Consider the following 10880-nt stretch of genomic DNA (forward strand, 5'->3'; position numbering starts at 1 on the left):
TGGCACCCCACCCCTTCAGGGGCTCTGCCAAGCCGCCGCTTTGTCGTTAAGCCATGTGTCAGGCGAGTGTTTCGAAGACCTGGGCAATATCCTGCAATACAGATTTATCGCCCCGTTCGGTCCAGTACAAGGCGATCATGCGCGGGTCGGCTTCGACCTTGTAGACGCTGGCGGGCAAGCGCGCAAAGGCCTCGGCAAGGCGCGGGTCCTCACACGGCTCGCGCCACTGGTTCCACCACACGCCCGGCGTGACCTGCCAGTAACAGAAGCTGTCCTCACGCCCCCGGCGCCGTGCGCGATGGTACTGCGGGCAGGGGCTTGGCGGCTCCTTTTCCAGCCAGTGCGGCCACTGCTGGGGCGCCAGCTGCATGGCCAGCCCCATGCGCCGCGCTTCCAGGCGCAGGTTCATCTGCTCGCTCTGCTTGCGCGACGTGCGCAACCAGGAAAGCGGGCTGAGAATCAGCGCAAGGATTGACACCACCAGCAATACCGTCATATCAGTAGACCCCATAAAGCGTTGCAAATGAGCTGGTTAGCCATTTTTCACGGAAGACCCGCCCGAAAGCGACCATACTTCTTCTATCGCGATTGTCAGGAGTACCGCTCATGTCCTACGAACATCTTCTGGTTGCCGTCGACCTGACCGAGGAATGCGACCCGGTGATCAAGCGTGCCATGGCGCTGGCAGCGCCGTACAACGCCAAGGTCTCGCTGGTGCACATCGTCGAACCCATGGCCATGGCTTTTGGCGGTGACGTCCCCATGGACCTGTCGCAACTGCAGCAACAGCAGTTCGACCAGGCCAAAGAGCGCATGGACCGCCTGTTCAACAAGTACCCGGACATCCAGCGCGGCGATTCGCACCTGACCTACGGCCAGCCACGCCAGGAAATCCACCAACTGGCCAAGGACCAGAAGTGCGACCTGATCGTCGTGGGCAGCCACGGCCGGCATGGCCTGGCGTTGCTGCTGGGCTCCACCGCCAACGATGTACTGCACGGCGCACCCTGCGATGTGCTGGCAGTGCGCTTGCTGAAGAAGGAATGAGTTGACCTGTGCCAGCTTCTTCGCGGGTTTACCCGCGAAGAAGCCAGTGCAGACCAAAAGCTGATCACCCTTCCAGCTCGGCCCAGCGCTCTACCAGCACATCCAGCTCTGCCTGCAACTGCTCGATCTTGGCCAGCACCGCGGTGGTCTCTTCGATCGACCGCTGATAGAAACCTGGTGCATTGACCTCTTCCTGGGCCGCCGCCATGCGCTGTTCGACCTCGTCGATTTGCCCAGGCAGCATCTCCAGCTCACGCTGCAGCTTGTAGCTGAGCTTCTTCTTCGAGGCATCGGCAGCAGCCGCCACCGGCGCCGGTGCCGCTTGCACTTCCTGCTTCTCAACCACTGCGCTGTTGAGTTCGGACTTGCCGCCTTTGCTCTCGGTTACCCCCAGCAGCTTGGGCGAACCGCCCTGACGGATCCAGTCCTCATAGCCGCCGACATACTCGCGTACCTTGCCCCCACCTTCGAACACCAGGGTGCTGGTGACGACGTTGTCGAGGAAGGCCCGGTCGTGGCTGACCATCAGCACCGTGCCCTTGTAGTTGGCCAGCACCTCTTCCAGCAGTTCGAGGGTTTCCACGTCCAGGTCGTTGGTCGGTTCGTCGAGCACCAGCAGGTTGGCCGGCTTGCTGAACAGCTTGGCCAGCAGCAAACGTGCACGCTCGCCACCCGACAGCGCCTTGACCGGGGTCCGGGCACGCTGGGGGCTGAACAGGAAGTCGCCCAGGTAGCTCAGCACGTGGCGGTTCTGGCCATCGATCTCGATGAAGTCACGGCCTTCGGCCAGGTTGTCGATCACGGTTTTTTCCAGATCGAGCTGATGACGCATCTGGTCGAAATACGCCACTTCCAGCTTGGTGCCACGCTCGACCTTGCCCGAGGTAGGCTCCAGGTCGCCGAGCATCAGCTTGAGCAAGGTGGTCTTGCCGGTACCGTTGGCACCCAGCAGGCCAATGCGATCCTGGCGCTGCAGGACCATGGAGAAGTCCTTGACCAGCATCGGGCCTTCGGCATGGGCGAAGCTGACGTTCTCCAGCACCATGACCTGCTTGCCGGACTTGTCGGCCGCTTCGATCTGGATGTTCGCCTTGCCCTGACGCTCACGGCGCTCGCCGCGTTCGACGCGCAAGGCCTTGAGGGCACGCACACGCCCTTCGTTGCGGGTACGGCGGGCCTTGATGCCCTGGCGGATCCACACTTCTTCCTGGGCCAGGCGCTTGTCGAACAGCGCGTTGGCGGTTTCTTCCGCGGCCAGCGCGGCTTCCTTGTGCACCAGGAAGCTGGCGTAGTCGCCGTTCCAGTCGATCAGGCCACCGCGGTCCAGTTCGAGGATGCGGGTCGCGAGGTTTTGCAGGAAGGAGCGGTCGTGGGTAATGAACAGCACCGCACCATTGAACCCGCGCAGCGCCTCTTCAAGCCAGGCGATCGCACCGATGTCCAGGTGGTTGGTCGGTTCATCGAGCAGCAGCAGGTCAGGCTCGGACACCAGCGCCTGGGCCAGCAGCACACGGCGGCGCCAGCCACCGGACAGCTCGGCCAGGGTCTTGTCGGCGGGCAGTTGCAGGCGGCTCAGGGTGCTATCCACCACTTGCTGCAGGCGCCAGCCGTCACGGGCTTCGAGTTCGTGCTGAACGTGCATGAGTTTTTCCAGGTCTTCGTCGCCCTGGATGTTCTGGCTCAGGTGGTGGAACTCGGCCAGCAGCGCACCCACGCCGTCAAGGCCCTCGGCCACCACATCGAACACGCTGCGCTCGTCGGCCAGCGGCAACTCTTGCGGCAGCTCGCCGATTTTCAGGCCCGGGGCGCGCCAGATCTCACCGTCGTCGCCCTTCTGTTCGCCCTTGACCAGGCGCATCATGCTCGACTTGCCGGTGCCGTTGCGGCCGATGATGCACACCCGCTCACCACGAGCGATCTGCCAGGACACTTTGTCCAGCAGCGGCATGGCGCCGAATGCGAGGGACACATCGCTGAATTTGAGCAGGGTCATATTGGTCTCCAGAAATCGGGCGCGCATTCTACCTGACTTGGGGCCCGAGGGCATTAAGTTGACCACCCTGCGAGGGCTTTACGACATCTGGTCGAACTTAATGTCTTGATACAAGCACTGTGCTTTCATCTGCCGCCGGCAAACGGCTAAGCTAAGGCCATAGCTTCCAACAGTGCTGGCTTCGCCGTCACTTCCCCATGGTTCAACTGCCCGGACGTATCATGCGCAGCCGCCTGTTACAGATTGCATCCTGCCTGCTGCTTACCGCCGCCACCGCCAGCGCGGCGCAGGCCCTCGACCTCACTCAACAACGCCAGTACTACGACGAGGCCAAGCGCGCCCTGGCCAAGGGCGACAAAGGCCCTTACCTGCGCTATGCCCAACAGTTGCGCGACTACCCGCTGACGCCTTACCTCACGTACGACGAGCTGACCGCGCGCCTGAAAAACGCCAGCAACGAGGAGATCGAAGGGTTCCTGGCCAAGCATGGCGACCTGCCCCAGTCCAACTGGATGAAACTGCGCTGGTTGCGCTGGCTGGCCGAGCGCGGCGAATGGAATACTTTCGTCAAGTACTACGACCCCAAACTCAATTTCACCGAACTGGACTGCCTCAACGGCCAGTACCAGTTGAGCCACGGCCTGCGCGCCGAAGGGTATGCCACGGCCGACAAGCTGTGGAACGTCGGCAAGTCGCAACCGGCGGCCTGTGACACCCTGTTCGGCATGTGGGCCGCCGAAGGCCAACTGACCGAGGCCAAGCGCTGGAACCGCGCCAAACTGGCGGCACAGGCACGCAACTACGGCCTGGCCAACAACCTGGTCAAGACCTTGACCACGCTCGGCCCACAAGGGCGTCTGCTGATCGACGTGGCGCAAAAACCCGAGCTGCTCAACCAGCCATCGCGCTTCAGCCCGGTCAACGAAGCCATGTCCGACGTGGTAAGCCTCGGCCTGCGACGCCTGGCCCGGCAGGACCCGGAGCGGGCCATGGGGCTGCTCGACGACTACGCCCAGCGCATGCACTTCTCGCGCGATGAAAAAGTCGCCATCGCCCGCGAAATCGGCCTGACCCTGGCGCGCCGTTACGACCCTCGCGCGCTCGACCTGATGACCCGCTACGACCCCGAGCTGCGTGACAACACCGTCAGCGAATGGCGCCTGCGCCTGCTGCTGCGCCTGGGCCGCTGGGAGGATGCCTACGAGCTGACCAAACGCCTGCCCCAGGACCTGGCCAGCAGTAGCCGCTGGAAGTACTGGCAAGCCCGCAGCCTTGAGCTGGCCCAGCCGAACAACCCGCAGGTCACCCTGCTGTACAAGACCGTGGCGCGCGAGCGTGATTTCTATGGGTTCCTTGCAGCCGACCGGGCGCAGACCCCCTACCAGTTGAACAACAAGCCACTGGTACTGAGCCCGCAACTGGTCAGCAAGGTGCGCAACACCCCGGGCATCCAGCGCGCGCTGGAATTCCATGCCCGCGGGCAGATCGTCGATGGGCGCCGCGAGTGGTACCACGTCAGCCGCCACTTCAACCGCGACGAGATGGTCGCCCAGGCACGCCTGGCCTACGACCTGCGCTGGTACTTCCCGGCCATCCGCACCATCAGCCAGGCGAAGTACTGGGATGACCTGGATATCCGCTTCCCGATGGCCCACCGCGACACCCTGGTGCGCGAGGCCAAGGTCCGTGGGCTGCATTCGAGCTGGGTGTTTGCCATCACCCGCCAGGAAAGCGCCTTCATGGAAGATGCACGCTCCAGCGTGGGCGCCAGCGGCCTCATGCAACTGATGCCGGCCACCGCCAAGGAAACCGCGCGCAAGTTCAGCATCCCGCTGGCCTCGCCTGCGCAGGTGTTCAACCCGGACAAGAACATCCAGTTGGGGGCCGCGTACCTGAGCCAGGTACACAGCCAGTTCAATGGCAACCGGGTACTGGCTTCTGCGGCCTATAACGCAGGCCCCGGACGAGTACGCCAGTGGCTCAAGGGCGCCAAGCATTTGAGCTTCGATGTCTGGGTCGAATCGATACCCTTCGATGAGACACGTCAGTATGTGCAGAACGTGCTGTCGTATTCGGTGATCTACGGGCAGAAGCTCAACTCGCCGCAGCCGCTGGTGGATTGGCACGAGCGGTACTTCGACGATATGTAGCTGCGTCGGGGTCGTGTAGGGGCCGCTGCGCGGCCCTTTCGCAACGGAAGGCCGCGCCTACAAGACCTCGACTTCCATACCTACTTCAAGTACGCCACTGCCATCCACGGCCAGGTTCTGGCCGAACAACACATCCCCCTCCTTCTCGCGGAACGTCTTGAGCGTAGTCATCGGCTCGCGGTCTGCGCTGCGCTCGCCGGTCAACGGGTCGATCGTGGTGAAAATGCAACGCACACTGGGCTTGAGCACTCGAAACTCCAGCGCGCCGATGCGAATCCGCTTCCAGCCATCCTCGGCAAACGGCTCTGCACCCTGCACCACCAGATTCGGCCTGAACCGCAGCATCTCCATCGGCCGGCCAATGCGCCGGTTCAATTCGTCCAACGAACCCTGGCCGATCAACAGCAGCGGAAAACCATCCGGAAACGCCGCACGGTCACTGTTGAGGCCATAACCATTGGGCAGATAACGCGCCCGCTGTTCCGGGCAATAGACGAGCCGCACGTCCTTGCCAAGCAGCGCCGACAGCCACAGCGCTGCCGCATCGCCGGCATCCGGTACCCGCAGGGTGTCACGCCAGAGGGTCACCCCCCGCAGGTCGTCGTCTGCAAGCGGTACGGGCACGCGAAGTGGCGCCTGCCCTGGGGCCTCCAGCAACAACTGCCCGGCAGCATCGTAGCTCGCCCTGAGCTGGCCGAGCTGTGGCCAGGCACGTTGGGTGAGAAAGCGGCCATTGTCTGCCTCCACCACCATCCAGCGACGGTCACCCAACAACCCCAATTGGCCAACCGGTGACGCCTGCAGGCTTTGCGCCCGCCCCGACTTCACCGGGTACCGATACAACTCACTCAGAAACATCCCTGCCGCCTCGCGTCATTCAAAACGCCAAGCTTATACCCCGCAGGGCCCGGTATCACGCAGTAGCGGAATCCAGCAGCAGCCGCTGCTTGACCACCTCGACCAGACGATCCGGCTGGAACTTGGACAAGAAGTTGTCACAGCCAACCTTCTTGACCATGGACTCGTTGAAACTGCCCGACAACGAGGTGTGCAGCACCACGTAGAGCTGACGCAGGCGGGCATCGCTGCGGATCTCGGTGGTCAACCGGTAGCCGTCCATCTCCGGCATTTCGGCATCGGTGAACACCATGAGCAGCTTCTCGCAAACATCCTCACCGGCATCGGCCCAGCTCTTGAGCAGGCGCAAGGCTTTCAGACCATCGCTGGCCACGTGCAACTTCATGCCCAGTTGCGACAGGGTGTCGCGCAACTGCGCCAGGGCTACGCTGGAGTCGTCCACCAGCAGCACTTCACGCCCTCTGGCGCGGGCCAGCACCGGGTCGGCGAGGCGTTCGCCGGAGACCTTGGCGTTGTAGGGCACGATCTCAGCCAGCACCTTCTCCACATCAATCACTTCGACCAGTTGCTCGTCGACTTTGGTGATGGCGGTGAGGTAATGCTGGCGCCCGGCACTGGTAGGCGGCGGCATGATCGCTTCCCAGTTCATGTTGACGATGCGGTCCACGCCACCCACCAGGAAGGCCTGCACCGAGCGGTTGTATTCCGTCACGATGATGGTGCTGTCCGGCCCAGGCTGCAGTGGGCGCATGCCAATCGCCTGGGACAGGTCGATCACCGGCAAGGTCTGCCCACGCAGGTTGACCACCCCGCAGACGAAGGCATGGCGCTGCGGCATCAGCGTCAGCTTGGGCAGTTGCAGCACCTCCTGCACCTTGAACACGTTGATCGCAAACAGCTGCCGACCTGCCAGGCGAAACATCAGAATTTCCAGGCGGTTCTCACCCACCAATTGCGTGCGTTGGTCTACCGTGTCGAGAATGCCAGCCATTGGAAGCCCCCAGGCTTGAGTCGAAAAGTTGAGTTCTTCACCCTGTATCGGCGGATTCACGCACACCTTGACCCTTGCTGGAAAATGCCGCCGAGGCAATTGATATCACTTTACCATCATGCTTTACTGCGGGCACTTCACGGTGGTTGTCTGCCGCTTTGCACCTTGTTGCACCCTAGCCGCACATCAGGGAAACCCTTAGTGGCAATCGGGTGCAACCTGATGTTCGCGATATCCATTAGCCATTAATGTGACACCATTCTCATTGCATGAATGGAGTCAGGCTTTTGCTCGCTATCGTATCGCCGTGTCCGCCCCTTGCTGCAGCTCCAAGCGCTGGAGCGTCCTGATGGACAGTGCCTTATCGTTTGAAGCTGCCCTGCAGGAGTTTCTGCTGGATGCGCATGTCTTGCTGACTCAGTCCCAGGAGTGCCTGCAGCACCTGGAGCTGATCGACAACGATGCAGATGCCTGCAAGTGCCTGAACACCGCCCTCGACACCCTGGCCCGCCGTGCCAGCCGCCTGCAATTGGTTGAGGTTGCCCACTACACCACCGTATTGCAGCAACTGCTGGCACCCGCCTGCGAGCAGCAACGCCTGGTGCGTGGGGCCTTGCCGGCGACGGATGCCTGCCTGACTCTGCTGGCCTGGCAACTGGAGCTGACAGACCCCAGCACCGGGCAGCTGAACCTTGATAGCGGTGAACAGGTCACGCTGCTTACTGAATTGGCCAGTGTTTTGGAACAACCGCTACCGCAAACGTGTGCCTCGTGCGAAGAACAGGGCAGCCACTGCCTTCACCCCCACGCAGACGCTACCCCCGACACGCGCCCTCGCGCTGCGCATTAACTCACCCGAAGAGCAACTAAGGGCCTTGTTCAAGCCCACGATGGTCTAACTTGGAAGTTCCCCCAAGTGTCGGCCGCAATACCGCTGGCATTAACCCGCTAGTTGCTCTGAAAGTGATTGCCAGCCGAATAACGGATGGCATTTTGCTACTTGCGCTAATCGGACGGACGTCCCGGAATACCCCGTAAACCATGAGGTTTCAAAGCGTTGCCCAGCAGCGACCAACGCCACGCGAAGTGTTACCATGCTCGCCAGCGAATGCCTGCAGTCTGTAACAAGGCTGATTGAGGACGTGACCCGGCAAAACTTCGAAAGTAATGCGCCAGAGCCTCTAGCAAGACGTGTGCAAGGCCTCCATCAGCAACACTTCAGTGGCTTCTCTATTTATGTTCCCACGCTTGAAGACTCCCCTGCGCTGCTGCTCCCGTACTGCGCTGCTGCGCTGGACGACGATAGTATTGTGCGTGGCCTCGGTGGTCGCCAACCTGCTGCTGTACATGGCCGGCAAACCGATGCCAGCCAGCCTGTTGCTGCTGCACGCTGCGGCGATGCTCGGCGTGGGCCTGCAGGTAAGCCTGGGGGCAGGGTCGATCCGCCTGCACCCGGCAGAACTGGCCAAGCGCATGCTCAAGGTTCAAGAAGGCGAGCGCCAGCAGCTGAGCCGCGAACTGCATGACGACATCGGCCAACTGCTCACCGCCGCCAAGCTTCAGTTGCAATGGCTGCAACGGCGGGTGCCCGATGAACTGCACAGCCACTGCGATACCCTGCGCACCACGCTCGACGACGCCCTTGGCAACGTGCGCGATGTTTCCGCCTTGCTCAACCCGCGGCAACTGGCCAGCCTTGGGCTCGAAGCCAGCCTTCGCGCGCACCTGCTGCGCACGCTGGAAAACACCGACGTGCACTGGAGCCTGGCATGCAACCAGCGCCTCAGGGGCATTGACGAAGCCGTCGCGATGGCAGTGTTTCGCATCACCCAGGAGGCCGTGACCAACATGCTGCGCCATGCCCAGGCGCGCAACCTGTCGATCCGCCTGCAACGCAGCCCCGGCGGGCTTGCCTTGAAGATCGAGGACGATGGTCGCGGTTTTCTCCCCGCCAGGCACCCGGCCGCGTCGGGCCAGCGTGGCCTGGCTGGCATGCAGGAACGCGTGACAGCCTTGCAAGGCCGCCTGCAGATCACCAGCCAGCCGGGCCTTGGCACGCAGATCGAAGCCCTGTTCCCGTGGCCGCCGCGCACCCGGGAACGCGCCAGGACCTTGACCGCCCATGACCTGTAAATTGCTGCTGGTCGACGACCACTCACTGATACGCGCCGGGGTGCGCGCGCTGGTCTCCGACATCCCTGGCTACTGCGTGGTCGGTGAGGCCGACGACGGCAATCTGTTACTTGAGCAGGTGCGCACGCTGGCACCCGATATCGTTTTGCTGGACATCTCCATGCGCTCGACCAGCGGCCTGGATGCCCTGACCCAACTCAGCGCCAGCGGCAGCACCTGCAAGGTGCTGATCCTGTCGATGCACACCGACCCGGACCTGATCATGCGCGCCCTGGAAAGCGGCGCCCATGGCTACCTGCTCAAGGACACCAGCGCCACCGAACTGGAGCAGGCCCTGTGCGCCCTGCGCAACGGCGAGCGCTACCTCAGCCCGGCAATCGCGCACACGGTCATCAACCAGGCATTGCTGCACACTCAGCATCGCAAGCAACCGAGCGGCGAGCGCCACACCCTGACTGCCCGCCAACTGGAAATCCTGCGCCTGATCGTGCGGGGCAAATCGACCCGGGAGATCGCCAGCGGCCTGGGGCTTTCGATAAAAACCGTGGAAACCCACCGCTCGCAGATCATGAAACGCCTGCAGATTCACGATGTGGCAGGCCTGGTGCTATACGCGGTGCGCGAAAAAATCATCAGCCTGGACGACTGAGCAACGGCGACCCGGCCGGCAAGTGCAGGCGCAGCGCCGCTGGCCTTGCCTCGAAGCGCAGGCTGTCGGCCTGCAACGGCTCGCCATCGAGGTTGATGTCCAGGCCCTGCGAGCTCTTGATTTCAACCCACGGCAACCTGGCCCGCACAAACAACCCATCGCCGGCCACCAGGTCGCGCAATGCCCCCACCACCTCCTGCGGCGCCGGCAAGATGGCGATGTCGAGCAGGCCATCGTCAGCCAGCGCATCCGGGCACAGTACCTGGCCACCGCCGGCCTGCCGGCCATTGCCGATACCCAGTGCCAGCACGTCACCTTGCCAGTGAAAATCCGGGCCCTGCAGCTCTACCGACGCCGCCTGCAACTCGCTGAAACGCGACAACCCCGTGAACAGATAGGCAGCAGCGCCCAGGACCTTTTTCAGGTCCTCGGAGGTGTTCGCCGTGACCTGGCTGCCGAAGCCACCGGTGGCCATATTGAGAAACAACTGATCACCGACCTGCCCCAGGTCGATTGGTTGCGCCGGGTTGTTCAGCAGCGCCAGCGCCTCTGCCGGCTCCAAGGGCACCCCCGCAGCCTTGGCAAAATCATTGGCGGTGCCCAGCGGCATCAGCGCCAGGCTGGCGTCGGTCGCCGCCAGGCCCATGGCCTCTGCCACATCGCGCAAGGTGCCGTCACCGCCCCCGGCGACGATATGGCTGTAGCCGGCTGCCAGTGCCTCGGCCACCAGGCGCTGGGCATCCCCGGCCTCCCAGGTTACCCGCACATCCAGCACCCAGCCGGTCTCGCGCATCGCCAGAACGGCACTGCGCAGCGCTTCGTTCATCGCCTGCTTGCCGTGCAGGATCATCATTGCCTTGCGCCCTTGCATCGCGCTTCTCCGAGAAAAATGACCAACCCTGATCTCGACCACTGACGCACACTGATCGTTGCATACCGAACACAATAAACAATGGATTTCAGCCATTTTCCACACACCCGCCAATGCCCGGCTATGCTCAGAAAACGCACAGTTGACAAGTATTTGACCCAAGCGCTGAAAATCACCCCGCGAGTCAG

10 protein-coding genes are annotated in these 10880 nt (G+C 62.7%); 5 read left to right on the plus strand and 5 right to left on the minus strand.

The window, feature by feature from the left end; all coding sequences use genetic code 11:
* Nucleotides 1-58 precede the first annotated feature (58 nt).
* Nucleotides 59-496, minus strand: a complete 438-nt coding sequence (locus PC358_RS12985) for a hypothetical protein (RefSeq protein WP_033700427.1) — start codon at nt 494-496, stop codon at nt 59-61.
* Nucleotides 497-606: 110 nt separating this feature from the next.
* On the opposite strand from PC358_RS12985, the gene PC358_RS12990 reads away from it, so the two are divergent.
* On the plus strand, nt 607-1047 hold the full coding sequence (locus tag PC358_RS12990; RefSeq protein ID WP_033700428.1) for a universal stress protein: 441 nt from the start codon (nt 607-609) through the stop codon (nt 1045-1047).
* A gap of 64 nt (nt 1048-1111) precedes the next feature.
* Here PC358_RS12990 and PC358_RS12995 read toward each other — a convergent pair whose 3' ends face one another.
* On the minus strand, nt 1112-3040 hold the full coding sequence (locus tag PC358_RS12995; protein WP_033700430.1) for an ATP-binding cassette domain-containing protein: 1929 nt from the start codon (nt 3038-3040) through the stop codon (nt 1112-1114).
* Nucleotides 3041-3261: 221 nt separating this feature from the next.
* On the opposite strand from PC358_RS12995, the gene PC358_RS13000 reads away from it, so the two are divergent.
* Nucleotides 3262-5190 carry a transglycosylase SLT domain-containing protein gene (locus PC358_RS13000; RefSeq protein ID WP_033700431.1) on the plus strand — a complete coding sequence of 643 codons (1929 nt, stop codon included), beginning with the start codon at nt 3262-3264 and terminating at the stop codon, nt 5188-5190.
* Nucleotides 5191-5247: 57 nt separating this feature from the next.
* On the opposite strand, the gene PC358_RS13005 is transcribed toward PC358_RS13000, so the two are convergent.
* Both PC358_RS13005 and PC358_RS13010 read right to left on the minus strand, forming a co-directional pair.
* Nucleotides 5248-6048, minus strand: coding sequence for an MOSC domain-containing protein (locus PC358_RS13005; protein WP_033700433.1), 801 nt, complete (start codon nt 6046-6048; stop codon nt 5248-5250).
* 55 nt (nt 6049-6103) lie between these two features.
* A complete protein-coding gene (locus tag PC358_RS13010) occupies nt 6104-7039 on the minus strand; it encodes a chemotaxis protein CheV (protein ID WP_033700434.1) in 936 nt (311 codons plus the stop codon).
* Between the two features lie 349 nt (nt 7040-7388).
* Here PC358_RS13010 and PC358_RS13015 point away from each other — a divergent pair, with 349 nt between their 5' ends.
* From PC358_RS13015 to PC358_RS13025, 3 genes are all read left to right on the plus strand, one after another.
* The gene (locus tag PC358_RS13015) at nt 7389-7889 is read left to right on the plus strand and encodes a hypothetical protein (RefSeq protein WP_033700436.1); all 501 of its coding nucleotides are present in this window, start codon (nt 7389-7391) and stop codon (nt 7887-7889) included.
* A gap of 386 nt (nt 7890-8275) precedes the next feature.
* On the plus strand, nt 8276-9172 hold the full coding sequence (locus tag PC358_RS13020; protein WP_033700437.1) for a sensor histidine kinase: 897 nt from the start codon (nt 8276-8278) through the stop codon (nt 9170-9172).
* Nucleotides 9162-9821, plus strand: a complete 660-nt coding sequence (locus PC358_RS13025) for a response regulator (RefSeq protein ID WP_033700438.1) — start codon at nt 9162-9164, stop codon at nt 9819-9821. The genes PC358_RS13020 and PC358_RS13025 overlap by 11 nt, the downstream gene beginning before the upstream one ends.
* Here PC358_RS13025 and yegS read toward each other — a convergent pair.
* The gene (gene yegS / locus PC358_RS13030; RefSeq protein WP_033700440.1) at nt 9805-10692 is read right to left on the minus strand and encodes a lipid kinase YegS; all 888 of its coding nucleotides are present in this window, start codon (nt 10690-10692) and stop codon (nt 9805-9807) included. The two genes, PC358_RS13025 and yegS, sit on opposite strands and share 17 nt — an antisense overlap.
* Between the last annotated feature and the right edge of the window lie 188 nt (nt 10693-10880).

The organism is Pseudomonas capeferrum, from assembly GCF_000731675.1.
Taxonomy (GTDB): Bacteria; Pseudomonadota; Gammaproteobacteria; order Pseudomonadales; family Pseudomonadaceae; genus Aquipseudomonas; species Aquipseudomonas capeferrum.